The organism is Agaribacillus sp. DX54 (genome assembly GCF_056858335.1).
This window is the reverse complement of record NZ_JBXEQE010000017.1, coordinates 1-20,674: the sequence shown is the minus strand read 5'-3', so window position 1 is coordinate 20,674 and position 20,674 is coordinate 1. Positions and strand designations below refer to the sequence as shown.

At 42.3% G+C, this 20,674-nt stretch carries 23 protein-coding genes; 14 read left to right on the top strand and 9 right to left on the bottom strand.

Features of this window, described 5'->3' with window-relative positions; translation table 11 throughout:
• The first annotated feature begins 24 nt into the window (after window positions 1-24).
• The 6 genes from hisH to AC04NP_RS17640 all read left to right on the top strand — a co-directional run bounded on the left by hisH (window position 25) and on the right by AC04NP_RS17640 (window position 4,627).
• Window positions 25-627, top strand: a complete 603-nt coding sequence (gene hisH / locus AC04NP_RS17665; protein ID WP_482861188.1) for an imidazole glycerol phosphate synthase subunit HisH — start codon at window positions 25-27, stop codon at window positions 625-627.
• Window positions 628-656: 29 nt separating this feature from the next.
• Window positions 657-1,379, top strand: coding sequence for a 1-(5-phosphoribosyl)-5-[(5-phosphoribosylamino)methylideneamino]imidazole-4-carboxamide isomerase (gene hisA / locus AC04NP_RS17660; RefSeq protein WP_482861187.1), 723 nt, complete (start codon window positions 657-659; stop codon window positions 1,377-1,379).
• Between the two features lie 3 nt (window positions 1,380-1,382).
• Window positions 1,383-1,583, top strand: coding sequence for a DinB family protein (locus tag AC04NP_RS17655; protein ID WP_482861186.1), 201 nt, complete (start codon window positions 1,383-1,385; stop codon window positions 1,581-1,583).
• A gap of 37 nt (window positions 1,584-1,620) precedes the next feature.
• Window positions 1,621-2,376 (top strand): imidazole glycerol phosphate synthase subunit HisF, encoded by a 756-nt coding sequence (gene hisF / locus AC04NP_RS17650; protein ID WP_482861185.1) that lies wholly within the window; start codon window positions 1,621-1,623, stop codon window positions 2,374-2,376.
• A 30-nt stretch (window positions 2,377-2,406) separates the two neighbouring features.
• A complete protein-coding gene (gene hisIE / locus AC04NP_RS17645) occupies window positions 2,407-3,000 on the top strand; it encodes a bifunctional phosphoribosyl-AMP cyclohydrolase/phosphoribosyl-ATP diphosphatase HisIE (protein WP_482861184.1) in 594 nt (197 codons plus the stop codon).
• Window positions 3,001-3,196: 196 nt separating this feature from the next.
• Window positions 3,197-4,627, top strand: a complete 1,431-nt coding sequence (locus AC04NP_RS17640; protein ID WP_482861183.1) for a sulfatase family protein — start codon at window positions 3,197-3,199, stop codon at window positions 4,625-4,627.
• Window positions 4,628-4,663: 36 nt separating this feature from the next.
• On the opposite strand, the gene AC04NP_RS17635 is transcribed toward AC04NP_RS17640, so the two are convergent.
• The 5 genes from AC04NP_RS17635 to AC04NP_RS17615 all read right to left on the bottom strand — a co-directional run bounded on the left by AC04NP_RS17635 (window position 4,664) and on the right by AC04NP_RS17615 (window position 8,133).
• A complete protein-coding gene (locus AC04NP_RS17635; RefSeq protein ID WP_482861182.1) occupies window positions 4,664-5,128 on the bottom strand; it encodes a hypothetical protein in 465 nt (154 codons plus the stop codon).
• Window positions 5,097-5,264, bottom strand: a complete 168-nt coding sequence (locus AC04NP_RS17630; RefSeq protein ID WP_482861181.1) for an FAD-dependent oxidoreductase — start codon at window positions 5,262-5,264, stop codon at window positions 5,097-5,099. Before AC04NP_RS17630 ends, AC04NP_RS17635 begins: the two co-directional genes overlap by 32 nt.
• A 54-nt stretch (window positions 5,265-5,318) precedes the next feature.
• Window positions 5,319-6,011, bottom strand: a complete 693-nt coding sequence (locus tag AC04NP_RS17625; protein WP_482861180.1) for a nitroreductase family protein — start codon at window positions 6,009-6,011, stop codon at window positions 5,319-5,321.
• A 90-nt stretch (window positions 6,012-6,101) separates the two neighbouring features.
• Window positions 6,102-7,538, bottom strand: a complete 1,437-nt coding sequence (locus tag AC04NP_RS17620) for a M48 family metalloprotease (RefSeq protein WP_482861179.1) — start codon at window positions 7,536-7,538, stop codon at window positions 6,102-6,104.
• A 169-nt stretch (window positions 7,539-7,707) separates the two neighbouring features.
• Window positions 7,708-8,133 (bottom strand): Dabb family protein, encoded by a 426-nt coding sequence (locus AC04NP_RS17615; RefSeq protein ID WP_482861178.1) that lies wholly within the window; start codon window positions 8,131-8,133, stop codon window positions 7,708-7,710.
• A 113-nt stretch (window positions 8,134-8,246) separates the two neighbouring features.
• Between AC04NP_RS17615 and AC04NP_RS17610 the strand changes: the two genes are divergently transcribed.
• Both AC04NP_RS17610 and AC04NP_RS17605 read left to right on the top strand, forming a co-directional pair.
• Window positions 8,247-8,447 (top strand): hypothetical protein, encoded by a 201-nt coding sequence (locus tag AC04NP_RS17610; RefSeq protein ID WP_482861177.1) that lies wholly within the window; start codon window positions 8,247-8,249, stop codon window positions 8,445-8,447.
• Entirely contained in the window at window positions 8,401-8,610 is a 210-nt protein-coding gene (locus AC04NP_RS17605) for a GNAT family N-acetyltransferase (RefSeq protein ID WP_482861176.1), read from the top strand. The genes AC04NP_RS17610 and AC04NP_RS17605 overlap by 47 nt, the downstream gene beginning before the upstream one ends.
• Here AC04NP_RS17605 and AC04NP_RS17600 read toward each other — a convergent pair whose 3' ends face one another.
• Window positions 8,611-9,396 (bottom strand): hypothetical protein, encoded by a 786-nt coding sequence (locus AC04NP_RS17600; protein WP_482861175.1) that lies wholly within the window; start codon window positions 9,394-9,396, stop codon window positions 8,611-8,613.
• 862 nt (window positions 9,397-10,258) lie between these two features.
• Between AC04NP_RS17600 and AC04NP_RS17595 the strand changes: the two genes are divergently transcribed.
• Window positions 10,259-10,750: a hypothetical protein gene (locus tag AC04NP_RS17595; protein ID WP_482861174.1), complete on the top strand. Its 492-nt coding sequence runs from the start codon at window positions 10,259-10,261 to the stop codon at window positions 10,748-10,750.
• Between the two features lie 2 nt (window positions 10,751-10,752).
• On the opposite strand, the gene AC04NP_RS17590 is transcribed toward AC04NP_RS17595, so the two are convergent.
• Both AC04NP_RS17590 and AC04NP_RS17585 read right to left on the bottom strand, forming a co-directional pair.
• Window positions 10,753-11,913 (bottom strand): CapA family protein, encoded by a 1,161-nt coding sequence (locus AC04NP_RS17590; protein WP_482861173.1) that lies wholly within the window; start codon window positions 11,911-11,913, stop codon window positions 10,753-10,755.
• On the bottom strand, window positions 11,858-12,400 hold the full coding sequence (locus AC04NP_RS17585) for a hypothetical protein (protein WP_482861172.1): 543 nt from the start codon (window positions 12,398-12,400) through the stop codon (window positions 11,858-11,860). The genes AC04NP_RS17590 and AC04NP_RS17585 overlap by 56 nt, the downstream gene beginning before the upstream one ends.
• 122 nt (window positions 12,401-12,522) lie before the next feature.
• Between AC04NP_RS17585 and AC04NP_RS17580 the strand changes: the two genes are divergently transcribed.
• Window positions 12,523-13,545 (top strand): tetratricopeptide repeat protein, encoded by a 1,023-nt coding sequence (locus tag AC04NP_RS17580; RefSeq protein WP_482861171.1) that lies wholly within the window; start codon window positions 12,523-12,525, stop codon window positions 13,543-13,545.
• 235 nt (window positions 13,546-13,780) lie between these two features.
• Here the strand turns inward: AC04NP_RS17580 and AC04NP_RS17575 are convergent, their stop codons facing one another.
• Entirely contained in the window at window positions 13,781-14,824 is a 1,044-nt protein-coding gene (locus tag AC04NP_RS17575) for a HAMP domain-containing sensor histidine kinase (RefSeq protein WP_482861169.1), read from the bottom strand.
• Between the two features lie 380 nt (window positions 14,825-15,204).
• Between AC04NP_RS17575 and AC04NP_RS17570 the strand changes: the two genes are divergently transcribed.
• From AC04NP_RS17570 to AC04NP_RS17555, 4 genes are all read left to right on the top strand, one after another.
• Entirely contained in the window at window positions 15,205-15,609 is a 405-nt protein-coding gene (locus AC04NP_RS17570; RefSeq protein ID WP_482861167.1) for an SRPBCC family protein, read from the top strand.
• A 2-nt stretch (window positions 15,610-15,611) separates the two neighbouring features.
• The gene (locus AC04NP_RS17565; RefSeq protein WP_482861166.1) at window positions 15,612-15,815 is read left to right on the top strand and encodes a helix-turn-helix transcriptional regulator; all 204 of its coding nucleotides are present in this window, start codon (window positions 15,612-15,614) and stop codon (window positions 15,813-15,815) included.
• Between the two features lie 606 nt (window positions 15,816-16,421).
• Window positions 16,422-17,786 carry an oxygen-independent coproporphyrinogen III oxidase gene (gene hemN / locus AC04NP_RS17560; protein WP_482861165.1) on the top strand — a complete coding sequence of 455 codons (1,365 nt, stop codon included), beginning with the start codon at window positions 16,422-16,424 and terminating at the stop codon, window positions 17,784-17,786.
• Between the two features lie 332 nt (window positions 17,787-18,118).
• The coding region (locus AC04NP_RS17555; protein WP_482861164.1) for an FG-GAP-like repeat-containing protein at window positions 18,119-20,674 on the top strand (2,556 nt) is incomplete at its 3' end.

Below are 20,674 nucleotides of genomic sequence, written 5' to 3'. Positions count from 1 at the left end.
AATAAACAAACAGGCCTGACATCTATGAAAGTCGCCATCATCAGGTATAATGCCGGTAATGTACAATCAGTAGTTTATGCTTTAGAGCGATTGGGGGTCACACCTTTGTGGACCGATGACCACGAAGTGATAAAAAACGCGGATAAGGTCATTTTTCCCGGACAAGGAGAAGCCAGTACAACTATGGCCTATTTGCAGCAGAAAGGGCTTGACAGACTGATTGTCAACCTCAAACAACCGGTGCTGGGCATTTGCATAGGCCTTCAGCTAATGTGCCGCCATTCTGAAGAAGGGGACACAAATTGTTTGGGTATCTTTGACCTGGAAGTGAAAAAATTCGTGCGCCCTGATACGAAAAACGCCCATGACCAATATAAAATACCTCATATGGGCTGGAACAGGTTGGAAAATTGTCAGGGAAAAATATTTTCTGGCTTAAACAATCCTTATGTTTACTACGTTCATAGCTTTTACGCGGCCATTGGAGCAGAAACAGCAGGAACTACAGATTACATTCTGCCGTTCAGTGGGGTTTTGCAAAAAGAGAATTTTTATGCTGTGCAGGCCCATATTGAGAAAAGTGGTGATGACGGACAGAAGATGCTGGCCAATTTTTTAGAACTTTAAGGATGAAACTTTATGTCTAAATTTTAATCATGCATATTATACCTGCGATCGATATTATCGACGGCAAATGCGTTAGGTTAACACAAGGTGATTATAGCCAAAAAAAGGAATACAACAGCGATCCACTGGAGGTAGCCAGGAAGTTTGAAGATGCCGGTGCCAGGCGGCTGCATTTGGTAGATTTGGATGGGGCCCGGAAAAAGCAAATCGTCAATCTGAAAGTTCTTGAATCCATTGCCTCATACACCGAATTGTCTATCGACTACGGTGGCGGAATTCAATCCGAGGCCGATCTGAGAACAGTATTTGGCGCAGGTGCCAGCCAGGTGACTGGTGGTAGTATTGCTGTCAAAAATCCGGAACTGTTTGAAAGCTGGCTGCAAAACTTTGGAAATGAACAGATCATCCTGGGTGCTGATGTCATTGATAAACATATCGCCATTGATGGCTGGCAGGAAAAAACTTCCATCGGCCTGCATGTGTTTTTGGAAGATTACGTACAGAAGTCGGTTAAATATGTGATTTGTACGGATGTCAGTAAGGATGGCCTGTTACAAGGCCCTGCTATGAACCTGTACCGGGAAATTCTTAATTATTATCCTGAGATTCATTTGATCGCCAGCGGCGGTGTATCCACCCTCGAAGATGTCCATGAACTGGCAGGAATAGGTGTGGAGGGTGTAATTATTGGCAAAGCCTTTTATGAGGGCCGAATTGAACTTTCGGATCTGGAAATATATTTCAACAAATAATCCATGATGATGGAAATTAGTAGCGACCTGGAAAAAATTATTGAGGAGACAAGTGCAAGACTATCTTCCATGGATAAAACCTCGCTGGATCACAAACCCTCTCCGGGCAAATGGTCCAAAAAAGAAATATTGGGACACCTGGTTGATTCGGCTGGTAACAACCTGCATAGGTTTGTGAGAGGTCAATATGACGCGAATATTTAACTAACCTCAAACATGGATTTATTTAACATTTAAAGAAGTGCTTACCAAAAGAATTGTACCCTGCCTGGACATTAAAGATGGCAGAACCGTTAAAGGGGTTAATTTTGTCGAGTTGAAAGACGCCGGTGATCCTGTTGAGCTTGCCGCTATTTACAGTAAACAAGGGGCTGATGAATTGGTTTTTTTAGATATTACCGCCACAGTTGAAAAAAGGAAAACGCTTGTTAACCTTGTAAAAAGAGTGGCAAGGGAAGTTAACATCCCGTTTACGGTAGGAGGGGGTATTGGCAGCAAGAAGGATGTTTCAGCCTTGTTAGGCGCCGGAGCAGACAAGGTATCTGTCAATTCCGCCGCGGTCAGAAACCCGGGCTTGATCAACGAACTAAGTCAGGAATTTGGCTCCCAATGTATTGTGGTAGCTATTGACTCAAAATATATAAATGGGCAACACCTGGTTCATACACATGGCGGGAGAACACCCACCGAAGTGGAAACCATCGGTTGGGCCCTCGAAGTGGAAAATCGTGGCGCGGGGGAAATTCTGCTGACTTCTATGGACCACGACGGTACCAAAGGCGGCTTTGCCAATGAACTGACTGCAACAATTTCCGACCTTTTGACAATCCCGGTTATAGCATCGGGTGGAGCAGGTGATATGGGGCATTTTACAGATGTTTTTACCACCGGAAAAGCCGATGCAGCATTGGCTGCAAGTATTTTTCACTACAAGGAAATTGACATCGACAAGCTAAAAGTAAAGTTGAGTGAAGATGGTATAACCATGCGGCTTTAACTTTGCAGTAATTAATGTATTAGAATAAAAATGGATATCGATTTCGAAAAAGGGGAAGGCCTCGTGCCTGCTATCATTCAGGATTTTACCACCCAAAAGGTTTTGATGCTGGGTTACATGAACAGGGAAGCATTGGAAAAAACCCAAACGCTGGGCCAGGTAACTTTTTACAGTCGTACCAGGCAGCAGTTGTGGACCAAAGGTGAAACTTCAGGTAACTTTCTGGAAGTGAAGGAAATACTGGCCGATTGCGATCAGGATACGCTCCTTATCAAAGTCCGCCCGACCGGTCCGGTCTGCCACACCGGTGCCGATACCTGTTTCAAAGAAGATAACAAGGATCAACTTCATTTTATCAACTATCTGAAAGGAATCATCAAAGACAGAAAACATAGCACGGACGAAAAATCATACACTAAGTCTTTATTTGATAAAGGCATTAACAAAGTGGCCCAAAAAGTAGGAGAGGAGGCTGTAGAGCTGGTGATAGAAGCCAAAGATGATAACAAAGACCTCTTCAAAGGCGAAGCCGCCGACCTGTTATTTCACTACCTCGTCCTACTTGAAGCCAAAAATGTCGACTTCAACGAGATAATCGAGGAATTAATCAAAAGACATAAATAGTGTGAGTTTGGGTTTGGGTGTGAGTTTGAGGATGGTTTGAGTGCTCTGTTGGGGCAAAATAGTGGTGGTGGACCGTTAATATTGATGGTTATTTTTTCTTTTTGGAAATTTGGTGGGTATAGCATAAATTGTTGAGGGTTTGATCTATGCACAGGCATTTTTTATATTCGGATTTTGTTGAAATAAATTTAAACGGGTGAAAATTTATTCTTATCCGGTTCTTGTTGTTCTGGCTGGTATGGTGGTTTCATGTGTTGAGTCCTCCAAAAAAATGGCCGAAAACAGCCGGCCTAATGTTATTATTATCTTCACTGATGATCAGGGGTATCAGGATGTGGGGTGCTTTGGGTCGCCTGATATTGAAACGCCGCACCTGGATCAGATGGCCAGGGAAGGAGTTAGGTTAACGGATTTTTATGTGGCACAGGCGGTTTGTTCGGCCAGCAGGGCTGCGTTGCTGACGGGATGTTACCCAAACAGGATAGGCATTCATGGTGCGTTGATGCCTAATCATCCCGGAGGTCTCAGTCTCTCCGAAACTACGCTGGCGGAAATGTTGAAAGCCAACGGTTACCGCACCGCTATCTATGGCAAGTGGCACTTGGGTGATGATCCTCAGTTTATGCCCAACAACCAGGGCTTTGACGATTATTTTGGCATCCCTTACTCCAATGATATGTGGCCTTTTCACCCGTGGCAGGGGACTATATTTAATTTTGACCCGCTTCTTTTATATGAAAACGAAAAAGTAGTTGATACACTGGAAGATCAATCTATGCTTACCACCCAAATTACCGAAAGAAGCATCGAATTTATTGAGTCCAATAAAGACACGCCTTTTTTTCTTTACATAGCCCATCCTCAGCCTCATGTGCCTTTATTTGTTTCAGACAAATTTAAGGGAAAATCAAGGAGAGGATTGTATGGAGATGTAATCATGGAGATAGACTGGTCGGTCGGACAGATCCTTGAAACGTTGAAAGACCATGGGATCGATGAAGAAACGTTGGTTATTTTTACCTCGGACAATGGCCCCTGGTTGTCATACGGTGAACATAGTGGCAGGGCATTACCCTTGAGAGAAGGCAAAGGCACTGCGTGGGAAGGTGGCCAAAGGGAACCCTGCATCATGCGGTATCCTGGTAAGATTCCCGCCAACCAGACAATTTCAACCCCTGTAATGACCATTGATTTGTTGCCTACTATTGCAGGTCTAACCGGCTCGCAGCTTCCGTTTAATAAGATTGACGGGAAAGACGTTTGGTCTGTTATAACCGGCCAGTCATCGGAAAGCCCGCATGAAGCCTATTTTTATTATTATAAAACCAATGAATTGCACGGTGTAAGATATGGGGATTGGAAATTGTATTTTCCCCATAGCTACAGATCACTAAATGGGCGGGAAGGTGGCAAAGACGGATTGCCGGTGGAGTATGAACAAAATATAATTACGGAAATAGCATTGTATAATTTAAAAACAGATATCGCTGAAACCAACAATGTCGCCTCAGACAATCCTGAGATCGTTGAGAAAATAGAAAAAATAGCAGATCAGATGCGGCAGCGGCTGGGGGATAAGCTTCGGAATATGGAGGGAACAGAGGTGAGGTCGGCCGGTAGTATTTAAAAGGTTTTATTCAACAATCCGGGAACCGGGCCACGATTAAAAACTGAAATTCCCCCAATGATCTACCGGCCAGTTGGTGAATGGGTCGGCTAATTCATCCAATAGCAGGCAGAACGCTGCCCTGGTCATTGGTTCGTGCTGCCTGAAAGCGCCCATCCCATATTTCTTCCAAACCCTGCTGGCTTCTGTCAATGGTAGTTCCCGGCCCATGTTACCTTTTTCATCTGATCCTAATTGCATCAGATTTTGAATAATCGCCAACGCCTCGCCACCGGTCAAGACCTGATCTTTGCTATTTAGGCTTAATTCGGGGGCAATGTCATTAAGCCCTGTTTGCAATGCGGTACGGGACAGCAGACTGTCCGGATAAAATAAAGTTTGATTTTCCCACCCTGCATTTTTTCCTTCCCCTCTTAAAATTCCGGTGGCACCAATTTTTTGAATGGCTTTAAAAAACTTGCTGTCCGGGTTAACATCCAGGTAGGGTAAAAAGGTAAGCATCAAAATCCAGTAAAGCTTGCCGGACGTCTCTTACCGGTACTTCGGCCGGTTTGAGCCCTGTATCCACTGCCAAAGCAGCCAGGGTAACCGCGGCCTGCCCAATCAACATACACACAGGCTGCTTTACATTAACCATCCCACTAAGTTATTACTAAATATTGAGGCATCAAACCGGATTAACCCGCGATGGTTATTCATAGAATTCGCTAATCTCCTCCAAAGGCCTGCGCTGCAGTCTGGGTACATAAACGTCTTCGGCAGGATAACCCACAGGGATCAACAAAAATGGCCTTTCATTGTCTGGTCTGTTTAAAATTTTTACTAAAAAATTCATTGGACTGGGTGTATGTGTTAAGGCTACCAAACCTGCATTGTGAATGGCAGTTAGCAGAAATCCAGCAGCCAGTCCTACAGACTCATTCACATAGTAGTTATTGGTTTTTTCACCTTTTTCACTCCATTCATAAGCCTTTTTAAAAACAATGATAAGCCAGGGGGCTATTTCCAGGAATGGTTTGTGCCAGTCCGTGCCTAAGGCCTGCAGGTCTTTCAGCCACCTTTCGCTCATCCGGCCGTGATAGCTTTCATATTCCTCTTTCTCAGCAGCTTTCCTGATCTCCTTTTTGATACCCGGGTTAGATACGGCACAAAATCTCCATGGTTGCTTGTGGGCACCGGATGGGGCTGAGGAGGCTGAGAGAATCAGGTTTTCTATCAATTCACGGGGAACCGGCCTGTCGGAAAAGTCCCGGACCGTCCTTCGTCGATCCAGCCATTGGTAGTAATCCCGGCTATGCTGCAAAGCAACAGCGGGCTCGTAGGTCTTTTTCTCATAGAGCATATATTCAAACCCATTGATCTCCTTGACTAGTGGTTTTGTCATACGTGTATTTATTGGTTACTTCCGTTTATTGATTACACAGTTGTAGTAGTTAGTGCAATGGATTGGGTTAACAGTTTGCCGGGGACATCACTATTTAGCTATGATCTTTATTAAGCTTCCTTTTTTGACATTATCTGTTAACTTCATACTGTTCAATAATGCTGTCTTTTCAAGCATATTGCTTTTTACATTATATGATTTTAAGGCTTGTTCTACTGTTCCGTTGGATTTTACGGTTTTCACCCTCACACGATCGGGCTTTCTATTTAGTTTGGCCGGATCAGTTAGTTTTTTGAAATTTTTCATGGTATTGATAAATACCGGGGCATAACTGCTGTAGTCTTGTCTTGAAGAAACACCATAAAATTTGTATATGTAGTTGTCATATTTAATCAGGTATGTCAAAAACCTAAGGTTCGTACCTTGATCTGTCAGCATGGTCATGGCGGGTAGTCCGTTCACTGTCGTTTTTTTAGATTCCAGAACCTTTATGGAGTCCATCTTTTGGACGGCTGCCGCTGCTGCTTCCAGTGTTTTTTCTTTGGCCAGGCTAAATATGATTACTGCTTTACCGTTTTCAGGCGCGATCTGTACCTGCTGAGGGGTGTTTACTGTTTTCCACTGTGCCGGCACGGGAAACTCAAATTTCAACTCCGGATGATAAAACACATTGTTTTCAAAAAAACCTTGTCTTGGGTCTTCACCGAAAACCAATCCATCTATCATCTTCAGGTACTGATTCCTGTTTGTTTTCAGGTTACTGACATTCAATTTGGTTTGCCATTCCCTGGCTAACCGGCCGACGTTTTCAAACCTGTCTGCGGGATTAGGGTGGGTAGATAAGAAATCAGGTACTCTTTCCGAACCCGATTGCTGCCCCATTCTGTCCAGTGTTTTAAAAAAATTAGCCATTTCTTTAGCATTATACCCTACCCTGGTAGAGTATTCGACGCCTAAACGGTCAGATTCCGTTTCATCTTCACGGCTGAATTTTAAAAAAAGCAGTCCGAGACTTTGAGACGCCGCGTCTGAGAACTGCCTGAATTCCTTGGAGGCTACCATACCCACCACAAATAAGCCCTGATAAAATAGTTGCTTGCTGTATTGTTTGGCGGAGTGCCTGGCAGTCACATGGCCGATCTCGTGGCCCAGCACCCCGGCAAATTCGGCCTCGTTATTGAAATGGGCAAGAATTCCCCTGGTAAAATAGACATAACCACCGGGCACAGCAAAGGCATTGATAACCGGCGAGTCCAGAATGCGGAATTTAAAGTCGAGATGGGAACGATGCGAGATAGCCGCCATCTCCTTCCCTTTAACATTAATGAAGTTCTGTAACTTTTCATCCTCATACAAGCCAAAATAAGCGATTACGCCCGGATCACTCTCCGCTCCCATAGCCAATTCCCGCTCTTCGGATATCAACATTAAATCCCTTTTCCCTGTTACCGGGTTAACAGCACACGAATTAACAAATAATAATAGAACCACACTAATGGTGATGTTTACAAAGGTCCTGGTTTTCATATCTCCTTTTTTAATCAATTTCCAAATTCTCCGGTAGTCATACAGTGTTATTAGACGGGTATATCTTATAAGTGGTTAAACAGGTATTCTGACTGGTTATAACTTCATGCTTAACGAGCGGTTATCTTTATTTATTTTCATATTTAAACTGCGAAACCACTTTTTTTCCCTATATGAGTATTGAATCATAAACCTGCACCCTTTCCCACAGCGCCGCGGTATCATCAATAAATTTTTTATGAAGTCCGTCTTCCTGATACGCGTCGTGATCTTTTTTGTCCTCGAAAGACACAATCAGGCAATAAGTATATGAATTATCCACTACACTCCGGTCTGTACCGGCAGGTGTACCCACATGGGTGGATCTGATGTAGTCAATTCCTTTGATAAAGGTATTCAGGTTATTCTCAAATTGCTTTCTTTCCTTTTTATTGTCCGGATTTTTAAGCCAAAAAAATACTACATGCACGAAATTACCGTGCTTTTGCAAACCGGTGGCCGCGGCGTGCACGGAAAGGGAGCTTAGACCCAACAAACCACCAAAGGCGGTAAGTCTTTGCAGAAAAGGTCTTCTTCTCAGGGAATTTTTTTTCATGATTTCTGATGTTTCAATAAAGGGCAAAGCTAGCCATAAATGTAATAAATAAAAAGGAGTGGCCCGGAAGTGATGTTTTATGTTAACCTGTAAAATTTATAATTTACAGTACCATGGCTTGTACGGAGCAGACAATCATACAGGTAAAAACAATCGTTGAATTAGCCAGTGTGTTTGCTATCGGGAAAAAGGTGTTTGTGAAGGAGCAGGGTATCAGCGAGAAGTTGGATTTTGACACCTATGATCACAAGGCTTCACATATAATTGGTGAGCTGCGGGGAGGAGCCCGCAGCTATCGGAAGATTATTAATTGAAAACAATCGCGGACATATTTCCAGAATTGCTGTCCTTAAGGGTTTCAGGGGCCATGGCCTGGGGCAAGTGATTGTCGAAAGTCTTGAAAAACTGGCCCGGGAAAAAGGACGGCATGCAGTTTATCTATTTTTGTTAAGTTATTTCTTTATTGCTACTATTTAATTACTTTTTTGACTCCAATTGCTTAATTCGCTTTTCCTGTTGAATAATGTAAAGCGTTAATTCTTCAATTTTTTGTAAGAGCTTAGCTTCCATCTCCCCTAGATTCACGCCGTTTTCAGCCACTTCCTGAGCGGAAGGAATTTCAGGTAAATGCTTATTGACTTTGATGAATTGCTCGACCTCGGCAATAGTTGGAAGATCATAATCATCCTCAAATACAAAGTCTGACCAGCCGGTTTCAACTTTGACTTCTTTAGCGCGGATTTTGCCGTTAACGGCTAATCTATAGGCACCTGGGGTAATAGTACCAATACCGACATTGCCATTGGCATCGATTAAAAACCTGGTTGCCGATGTATTGATATCTCCAAATTGCATGCCACCGTCATCTAAAACGTGCCATTGCCAGGTTCTATTGGCCACACTGTTTTCTAAAACTATAGATGAAGCCCCAGGAGCATTGTACGCCCCACTTCCGGAAATTGTAAGTTTATGAGACGGTGTAATAGAACCAATACCGACATTGCCATTGACGTCGATTAAAAACCTGGTTGCCGATGTATTGATATCTCCAAATTGCATGCCGCCGTCATCCAAAACATGCCACTGCCAGCTTCTATTGGCTATGCTGTTTTCCAGAATTACACTAGATGCAGCAGCGCTATTGTAACTTCCTGATCCATTGATCTTTACTGTTCCGGTAGTGGGATAGCTATTTTGACCATAACTCCCAAATAAGACTGTAGTAAGTACCAGGAAAACGCAAGATGCGATTATATTTTTCATGATAAGTTAAGTTTAATGACGATTTATCTTTAGACGAATATTAATTATGTTTTAACTTTTTCGTTGTTATTTATTGAACTTTCAGATCCCCTATTTAGCTTATTTGCCCACGCTGAGATATCATCACTTACAATACATTTACATGAATATCCGGATGCTAGGATTAAAATGAGTATCTCGGATAAATCTACTGTAATTGGGTGACATATGATGTCACTCTATAAAATATTTTAAGATATCGTTGTTACTTCCTTTAACCCTGAATTATGCATTAGAAAGATATGAGAAGGTTGAAAAATGGATAACTTCACGAAATAGAGTTATTTTCGGTTATGAAACTTATCTCCCAAAAGGTTAACCGCCCGCTTGAATATTCTGACAAAAAAATAACGCCGTATGCACGCATGAGTCTGATGAAGCGATATGTAGATCAAACAGGGATCAGAGATTTTATGTCGCCCTTAGATCTGCCTGAATAATTCCAGGAATTAAATAAAAGGGCCTTTTCATATGATTGTTTGTTTAGTTTGTATTATAACCCAAAGGCCGGAGAAAGTCACAAAAGCTTTCCCGCTTCAGGTTATTTTTTATGCAAAAAATGAGTTATCTTACATGAAGGGATTTTAAAGCCTAAAATATAAATACTTTAAAGCCAGAAGATTATGGATTATTTAGCTAAAAAACAGTAAATTTTCTGCTAAAATCTTGCATATGAAATTTTTTTACCTTATTATTGTATTATTCTCATAAAAAATTGAATTAATAAAATACAATTTAGGCATCTTTAGTTAAGGGACGGAAATAAAGAGATGACCTTGTCTTTTACTGTAGAATTTATTTGAAACGCTAAAATTTGACCGAAATGAGTTATAGAAATCCGTCCTTCAACATTTTAAAAAATATTCCCTTCATCAATCTGATATTGATATTTGTACTGTCCGCAGGATTGATAAGCCCTGATGTTATCGCTCAGGATGCCTCTGAAGAATTGAACTGGACCACTTTCAGCAACAAACAAAAGGCCCGGAATTCAGAAGGAGAGGTGAGGGAGAATACTGATTATGTGCTGGTGACCTACGATAAGGAGTCTATCCAGTTTATTTACCCTGAGCGCAACGATCTGGTAATTAAATTTCCGGTCTCGTCGAGTTATAAAGGCATTGACGACATCATTCTGTACACCAGTGAAGAAGGGATCTCCAACATTCGCGTAGATGAGGAAAGAAATGTTACGGTCTATTATGAAGACAAAACCATTATTTCTTTCGAAACAGACCTCTATTTTTACTGGACCGACCAATCTAAAAATGATTCCACGACAGTAGTTGATCTAAACAGGAGGGAAGGCAGATAATACTATTCGATTTTCTCTTTCACTTCGCTCAGGTAGTAACTGTCAGATTCTTCATTGTATTTGTATTCATAAACAAGTTTGTTTTCTGCTCTGAACAAAGACCTCGAGCCCTTAGCAAAGGCCTTCATCTTGTTGAATGAATGGCTGTTAAAAAAAGAGGGCAGGGCCTCGAATTTGGCAATCGGCAGTACGTAAAACTTTTTGCGGTTGTAAACTTTGGGAGGATAGACCCAAGTTAAATAGTAACCGGCATCCTTGATTTGGCTGATACTGTCCTTTTTGATTAAGTTGACCTGCAATATTGCGCCACCATCCCTTGGACTGGTACGTTGGTTAGAGATAAAATTTCCCAGAGAATAGGCCACAAGGTGTGGATTTTCATGCGACTTATGAAATTCCATTTTTTGTACCACATGTGGGTGGGAACCAATAATTAAATCGGCACCATTATTTTTACACAAGTTGTAGAAATCGATTTGATACTTACTTGGATACTGCTTGTATTCCAGGCCCCAATGCATAAAAACAATGATATGGTCCGGTTTCATTGCCTTTGCCTTGGTCAAATCCGCGATGATGGTTTTTTTTGAAATCAGGTTTACAATATTCGGAAAAGTGGCCGGTATACCGTTCGTAGCATAAGTATAATTGAGTAAGGCAATCCTGAAGCCGTTTTTTTCAATGATCATTGGGTATTCCCTAGCCCTGCTTGCGGAATCGATAAATGTGCCTGTATGCCCGATTTCCAGGCTATCCAGCACCCTGATGGTTCGTTCCAAGCCTTGTTTTCTCCGGTCACACGAATGGTTGTTGGCAGTGACCATGATGTCAACACCCGCATTTTTCAAGGCCACAGCCAGTTCATCAGGTGAGCTGAACTGCGGATATCCTGCATAAGGCCACCCTGCCAGTGTAACCTCCAGGTTCGCGATGGTTACATCTGCTTTCGACAGCACCGGAGCGATGTATTTAAAGCAGCTATCGTAATTATACTTGCCCGTATTATCGTTAAAAGCTGCATTGATCTGCGACTGATGACCCATGATGTCGCCCACAAACAACAGGGACAACTCCTGCTCATGATGTTTTATGGACAACGAATCCTGGCTATGAACATGGAAAATAAACAGGAAGGTGCATATATATATGATTGATTTTAGCATGGGTGCTTTTATTAAAATCTGTAAATAGGACAAAGCAAATATTGTGCTTGAAATATAGCCATTTATTTACCGTTAGCCGGAACAAAAGGCCCTTATTCATTACGCCATACAGAAATCCGGCCTTTACCCCGTAAGCCTTGCCACCGCTGCCGTAGCTAAAGCTGTGATGAAAATAAGAGCCCGATATTTTGATACCATGACTGTAAGACATGGTCACGTGCGAAAAGTTACAACGGTCGCTTTCTATTCCCTGCACCTGGCAACCGGCGGCGTATCTGAAATGGATATTACTGGTTTGGCCTGCGGTAGCGTCGTTTCTTTCTATCTTCAAACAGCTTATGGCCACTTCAGTATCCGGAAAATCGCCGGCAATGCCGGCGTGCTCCCAGTTAGCCCTGCGGTCAGGCGGCAGAATTTGGCTCAGGACACTGCTATCACGGAGCAACAGGGCAATGTATAATGTGATATGTATGAAGATTTTGCTCAATGGCTTTTTTGTAAAAAACACTACGTGTGAGGTAGTAGAACCTAAATACAAAGCTAAAAAACATGAATTCTTCTTTGTGAAGTTGGTCAATTTAAATTCTATCCTTTTATCTTTGCACTGCCATGAGAAGAAGTCATGTATTGTTACTACTAGCCATCGTGTTTTCCGGGTGCGGGGATCGGGAATTGAGCCGTAAGGCTAAGTTTTTTTATAAGGCTAATGATCATTTATATGCGAGGGAATATAAGGAAGCCATAGAATTCTACACAGAAGCCATCGATGTCGATCAAAATTTCAAAGACGCCTACAATAACCGGGGCATTGCGTACTTCGAGCAGGGAAAATATTTTGAAGCCATCGGGGATTACTCCAGGGCTATCCTGATCGATTCGGCTTATATCGATGCCTATTTTAACAGGGCTAATGCCTACATTCAGAATGGAAAATGGGAAAGGGCGTTGAAAGATATGAAACAGGTGAGCCGTGTTTATGTGGATTCGGCAGAGGTTCATTTTAATTTCGGGATTATTTATAACAACCTGAGACAATACAAAAAGGCGTTGGATGCCTTTGGGAAGGCCATGGAAACCAATCCGGGCAATCCCGAGAATTTTATCAACCGGGCGGCGGTACATTATCAAATGAAAGACTGGGAAAAAGCCAGAGCGGACATAGATGCCGCTTTGCAAATAGATGCGGAGCATGGCTACGCTTACAATGTACAGGGGCTTATTTTTGTGGAAGAAAAAAAATATCAGGAGGCATTGTCCAGTTTAAACAGGGCTTTGGAACGGGAGCCCAACAATCCGTTTTTTCTCAACAACCGTGGTTTTGCCTATCTCGGGTTAAATCAGTTGGATGAGGCCGAGGAAGATATTAACAAGAGCATTATCCTGGATTCGGATAATCCCTGGGCCTACCGTAATAAGGGGATATTTTACCAAATGAAAGGCGATCATGAAAGCGCGATCAGGCTTTTGAGCCAGGCTTTGGAGATGGATGAAAATGTGGACCGGGTTCATTTTTATCTGGGAATTTCTCACGAGCAACGTCAGGAAAAAGACAAAGCATGCCAACATTTCCAATCCGCCCTTGACGCAGGCGATAAAGAAGCGGCTGAACGTTACCGTAAGGAGTGTCTTTAAGACGTCCCCGCCTCTTTCCGTCGGAGTCAATTATGGGTTTACGAGAAACCATACTCCCTGAAATCATCATCAGCATTTTACAACCAGGATTGCAACTGTTATAGATAGGCGTTTTAAAGTAAATCTTTTGTGTCTCGGTGGCTTTGTGTTTCCCTTTTTACCACCAAGACACAGAGACACGAAGAAAGACACCAAGAAGATCCGATCTGTTACCTGACTCCTCTCCCCTCACCCCTCAACTAGGTATCATGATCCTGAACGTAGCCCCCTTGTTGTTTCCCGCGCTCTCAGCGCTGATGGTTCCCTCGTGTTTTTCTATGATCTTTTTTGTCAGGTACAGCCCCAGGCCATTAGTAGGTTCCCCTTGTGTACCTCTTTTTCTTTCGGGCGTAAACCGTTCGAAAAGAACAGCGGGGTTATCCAGGCAAAATCCAATACCCTCATCCTCGATACTGATTTTCACTGAATCTCCTCCGTTACTGGCGTTCAGGTATATTTGATCGCCTTTTTTGGAGAATTTTATGGCATTGTGCAGTAAATTGGTAATTACCTGTGAAAAAGAATAGGGCTCTACCTTTACTTCTAGCTGAGGGGGAATGTTTTGATTGATGGCTAACTGTTTGTTTTTCAAAGAAAGTTCAAACTGAGCCAGTGACTCAGCGAGAAATTTTGAAAGATTTACGATCACCTTTTTGGGAGGTTTATGGCTTTGATTTTCTTCATTAAGCAACGATAATATGGATTCCATCAGTTTCAATTGGTGATAGCCAAACTCCTCTGCTTTGTCGCAATAATACCTGGCCTGTACACTTTCGGGTTGTGATTTGATTAGCTTTAACAAACCTATGATAGAAATCATTGGACTCCTCAGGTCATGAGAAAGCATTGCTGTGAAATCATTTTTTTCTGTAATCAGTCTGTTGGTAGATTTTGCCGTTTTTTTAATGTCCCTCATGATCAATCCCACCTCATCCGGGTAGTGAGTAGGCAGGTCCGGAATTTCATCGGTTTGATTATACCTGGTCAGCTCTTTCTGTGCCATATCAATTGGAAAGGTTAGCTGGTTTAACAGCCATACAATGATGATAATGCCAACGAGTGTAAACCCCAGGATGAGAAAAAAAGTGTCGACAACCGCAATGTGACTATGACGAAGGAAAATTAAATAAATGCTTATCCCAGTTAATGGAGTAACCACTCCAATGAGGCTGGCAAAAATGATTTTGTAAACATATTTATTGAGAAGATTGCTTTTGGATAAAAAATTGTAAACCCACATTGGAGATTGTATTAATTTAAACAAAGTACATTCCAACCGTAAGCCCCTGTTATCACAATTTATCAAAAGTACAAAGTAACCAGTGTAAAATGTGTCAGAAAATATACTAAAAAGTACTTCGGTGTTTAATGTTTCCTTATTGAAGTAAATGCATATTTCCCGGTTCAAACAGGGTACCTGAAAGTGTCATTGTAAGAATGTAAGCCGACATTGTCCATTCAAAATGTTCGAATATATCGATAACCCGCAAGTTTTTAATCAGTTATAAAATAGAAATTGAATGAAACGATTAGGGCTGAAATTCTATTTTCAATTTTATTATTTTCAAAAAATTGTTAAATTATTGCGGATTTTTAATCTGAACCAAACCGATAAAACCTATGAAAGCCTTAAAAATTATTGGAATAATTCTTTTGGTGTTTTTCGTGCTTATTGCAATAGCCATTGCAGTTTTGCCTTCAAAAGCACACGTAGAGCGATCTATAGTGATCAATTCTAAACTTTCTCTGGTTTATTCACAGTTAAACAGTATGAAAAAGTTTAATCGATGGTCACCCTGGGCTCAGATTGATCCGAAAACGGAATATGAGTACGAAGGCCCGAATGCCGGTGTCGGTTCTAAAATGAACTGGAAAAGTGATCATAAAGATGTAGGGAGTGGCAGTCAATGGATTGTCGAGTCCATTCCGGATCAACTGGTAAAATCAAAAATCCTGTTTGGAGAATTTGAAGATACCTCTGAAGCTACATTTACCTTATCGCCCGAGCATAGATTTTATATTTGACCATGGAAAGGCTAAACCGGATAAAAGAAATATTGGTAATTCAGGGAAAAACCCAGACCTGGCTGGCTGAGCAATTAGGAAAAAGCCGGGAGGTTGTATCCAATTATGTTAACAATAATACACAACCTTCGATCAAAACACTAAAAGCTATGGCGGCGATTCTTGACGTTGACATCCGCGAATTGCTGGTTCCTACCAAGTCTTAAGAAGTTTGACTTCAGCCGGAAACATCTTACTGTAAAATTTTTCAAATAAAATTAATCCCCTTTTAAACCTTTTGGTAAAGCGGTGGTCAAAGGGTCGTATCAAAAAAATGATACCGGTGTGAAACCAGCAGGTTGTATGTGTGATAAAGGGTAGTAGTAAGAAGGTATTAATTGAAGACGATCTTCCACCCACTTTTATATTTGTTTAGAAAGCGACGTGATTGATTGTGTCGCTTTCTTTCGTTTAGCTTTAAATAGAACTACTTTAATTGCTAATTGACAGTTGACAATTGATAATGGACAATTATTTTATGGTACCACCCTTGGTCCCGCAATTATGAAATCATCGCATCCTCTCATCATTAAGGCCCTTAACCCTGTATCTAGAACAACTGCAATCCGGAACCCGCAACTCTTTCACTTGAAGTATATCCCCTGAAAGCCCAGGCACCTCTCTCCCCTGACCCCTCTCCGATGATCTTTGTCATTTTTTCAATTGACAGAAGTCATCTAAAGAATACCGGAAAATCAGGTCCTTTGCAAGCGATATAAGTTTTGACAAAACCCGGGTCATACGTGGGCACGGGATACTAAAAGATAGATTGGATGGCTACCGAGGATCTCATTCAAAAATACGACGTACCGGTTCCCAGGTACACCAGTTACCCGACGGTTCCCTACTGGGATCAGGGGGAATTTGATAACCGAAAATGGATGCAGGTGGTGCAAAGGACATTTGAGGAGTCAAATAGCGGAAAAGGAATCAGTTTGTATATTCACCTTCCATTTTGTGAGCGTCTTTGTACATATTGTGGCTGTAATAAGCGTATTACTAAAAATCATGCGGTAGAAGAGGGATATTTGAATTCCATTTTAGACGAATGGAGGCTTTACAGGGAGCATTTTAAGGAAAAGCCCGTGATCAGGGAGCTGCATCTTGGCGGAGGGACGCCTACGTTTTTCAGTCCGGAGAATTTATACAAGCTGATAACCCAACTACTCGAAGGATGTGAACTTCATCCGCAACGGGAATTGGGTTTTGAAGGCCATCCTAACAATACGACTTTTGCGCACCTGAAAACCTTGTTCGATTTGGGATTTGAAAGAATGAGTCTGGGTATTCAGGACTTTGATGAGCGGGTACAAAAAACCATCAACAGGATTCAACCCGTTTCAAAAGTTATTGAGGCGACCGAATCGGCCCGAAAAATCGGCTATAAGTCCATCAATTTTGACCTTATTTATGGTTTGCCATTTCAAACAAAGGCAAGTATTGAAAATACCATGGATCTGATCCGGCCACTCAGACCTGACCGGATTGCTTTCTACAGCTATGCCCATGTTCCCTGGAAGTCGCCCGGGCAAAGAGGCTATTCGGAAAATGATTTGCCGGGAAACATAGAAAAAAGGGCACTCTACGAGCTGGGCAAAAAAAAGCTTACTGAATTTGGTTATTACGACATCGGCATGGACCATTTTGCCCTTCCGGATGACGACCTGTTCAAAGCTGCAAAAAATAAATCCCTACACCGGAATTTTATGGGTTACACAGTCTGCAATACTGATCTCCTGATTGGACTAGGGGCTTCATCTATCAGCGATGCCAAATATGCTTACGCACAGAACCTGAAAAAGGTGGAAGACTATCAGCAGACCATATCAGATGGCAAATTGGCCACCGTAAAAGGACATTTTCTCACGGCTCTTGATCTCACCATCAAGAACTTTTTACTTGAAGTATTATGCAGGGATGAAGCTGCCTGGACGCCGTTAATGGCAACTTCCTTTAATGAAAATACCTTGGAGGTATTGAAAATAATGGAGCGGGAAGGATTGCTGACAAAATCATACGCCGGCATAAAAGTAACACGTCCGGGCAAAGCTTTTGTCAGAAATATATGTGCTGTTTTTGATGAAAGGCTTCATCGGAAAGAAAACAACTCATTGCAGGTTTTCAGCAAGGCAATTTAAATTACTTTTGTGGCCTCAATAAGACTGGATATCATTTTTACTCCATTCCTTTTTCCGAAAAAATACATTGAAAAAATTTTATAGGTAACCCTTACCTGGAATTCCTATCAATCATCTTTCAACCGATATCGGACTATAAAATGTTGTTAATTCGATAAGAAACTTACTCACCTTATCTCAGGATGCTTCTGATCATCCGGTATTTTAACTAATTCTTTTAAACCTGAAACTTACCGCTCACCGAGAATGAATGTCGATTTACCTAAAAATTTTGGCAATTGTGGCTGTTAGGTACTTTTTGGGCAGTTGTAAAGAATTTTTGGAGGGCGATTATGAAATCAGTACATGTTGATATAAAAAAAGTTTCCGGAACCTTTTTAACGATCGTTATTTTTCTGGTCGTTGTCAGCACTGCTGCGATTGCGCAGGAAGCAGGAAATTGTGCCGATGGGATTGACAATGACGGTGATGGTTTGATCGATTGTTATGATTCGGATTGCTCCGGATCTGTTGATTGTGACGGCTTTTATTTTGGAGGTTCTACTTCAGGTTGTCAAAGTACGCCGACTCCGGGCGTACCTTTTACATTGACCAGAATTTGGGACACAGATGCCGCCATGTATCCGATGGATCAACGACAAACGGTCTTAGTGGCAGATATGGATGGTGATGGCATTCCCGAAGTAATTGGTAAGGATGATAATGGCAGAATTTATATATTCAACGGCGAGGATGGCACGCTGCAAACTTCTATTAATGGCGAAAATACAGATGTTTTTCTGGATGCCCCTGCCATTGCAGACGTAGACGGAGATGGTACCGCGGAAATTTTCATCACCAGTAGAAACAGGGAATTGGTCAGATATGAACATAATGGTACGCAAACTTGGATTAATACTACGGACCTGGTGGGATATAATGCTACTTATAGCAATCAATGGACACCGGAAATAGCGGATTTTAATGGCGATGGTACCCCTGAAATTTATCTTGGCAACCAGATTTTTGATTCTGCACTCGGTACTAAAATTGCGGATGGAGGTTCAACCAATAGTATTGGAGCCTTCTCAACCGGAAATACCAGAAATGATAATGAGCCCTTTTCTGTAGCAGTTGATATACTACCCGATGCGAGTTGTGCTAACTGCTCCGGACTGGAACTGGTAGCAGGAAATCAGGTATATTCCGTGGATATTGGCACCGGCACCATGACTATAGAGGTTACGGCATCACCGGCTACTTTAGGCGATGGTATGACTAGTATCGTGGACTATGATTTAGATGGGGATTTGGATGCCGTGATTAATGATGGAGGCGATATCTACGTTTGGGATGTACAAACAAGTGCTCAGTTAGGGGCTACTGTTACAATCCCCGGTACGAATTTTGGCGGTCATCCGAATGTTGCGGATTTCGATAGTGATAACAGACCGGAGATAGGTGTTTCGGGTAAGAGTATATATATGGTAATCGATGATTTTGCATCGGGAATGTCCACATTATGGACTGTTACAGCGAATGATAACTCCCAACGTACCGGAAGTACGGTATATGACTTTCATGCTGACGGTTTTTTTGAGGTGATCTACAGAGACGAAGATAGCTTGTATGTATATGATGGAACCGACGGTTCCAAAATGGGTTCGATTTACTGTGCTGCCGGAACCAGAATGGAGTATCCGGTTGTAGCGGACGTTAACGGCGACGGAGCGGCAGAAATTGTTTGCTCCTGCCAGGATACACCTGGTCCTAGTAATTCGGGCAGTGATTTCATCTCTTTGTTCAGGGCAACTGATTACCCATGGGTTTCTGCCAGAAAAGTATGGAATCAGCATAATTATTTTGAAGTAAACATAAAAGATGATTTAACTGTCCCCACAGGTTTGCAACAGCATCACCTCGTCCCCGGGTCAAATAACTTCCTGGCGCAATCCACTTATCGATTAAGCAACGGTACAGCCTCTCTGTCTGCTCCGGATGCCACAGTGACCATTACCACACCGGTCGATAAAACCAATTGCGGGCCGGCCCCTTATCAAATTGATGTGACCGTAGACATCACTAATAGTGGTGATTGGCCATTACCGGCCACAACGCCGGTCTCTTTTTATAATGGGGATCCTTATGCGCCGGGGGCAACTTTTATGTTCGTAGGAGAACTAGGGTCGCAGCTTGAAGCTGGTAATACAGTCTCCGTTACGTATACAGTTCCTGAGCAACATGCGGACTTTGACCTGTATGTATTGGTCAATCACAATGGCTTGGACCTTCCCCCAGCCGCACCGGATTATGTGGAATCGCATGTTGGAGAGTGCGATTATTCCAACAACCTGCATGGGCCATTATCTATCACAGATTGTCAGTCGCCTCCTATCGGCGTAGACGCTTCGGTGATTTTAGATGAAAATAGTGCCAATGGTACCAGTGTTCATACCGTGGGTGCCAGCGATCCCGATATTGGGGCTACCTGGACATTTAGCATTACAGGTGGTAATACAGGAAGTACATTTGCTATTCATACAAATACCGGAGAAATAACTGTCAACGATAATACTTTGCTTGATTTTTCTGTTTCCGTGTTTACCTTGACGGTAACAATAGAGGATAATAACGGATTAACTGATGATGCCACGATCACCGTTAACATTGATGATGAAGCCGTTTATTCAGTTAATGCGGCAAAAAATGAAGATAACTATAGTAACGGTGATCAACTGGCCAGTGTAACTGACGGAAATGGTGCAATCACCAGCGCGGTGATCGCTTCTGGAACTTTACCTGCGTGGATGAGTTTGAATGCGACTACTGGTGAGATTACGGTGAACGATGCGACACAGGTAACCGATGGTATTTACGCAGTAGATGTTACGACGACTGATGCGGATGGT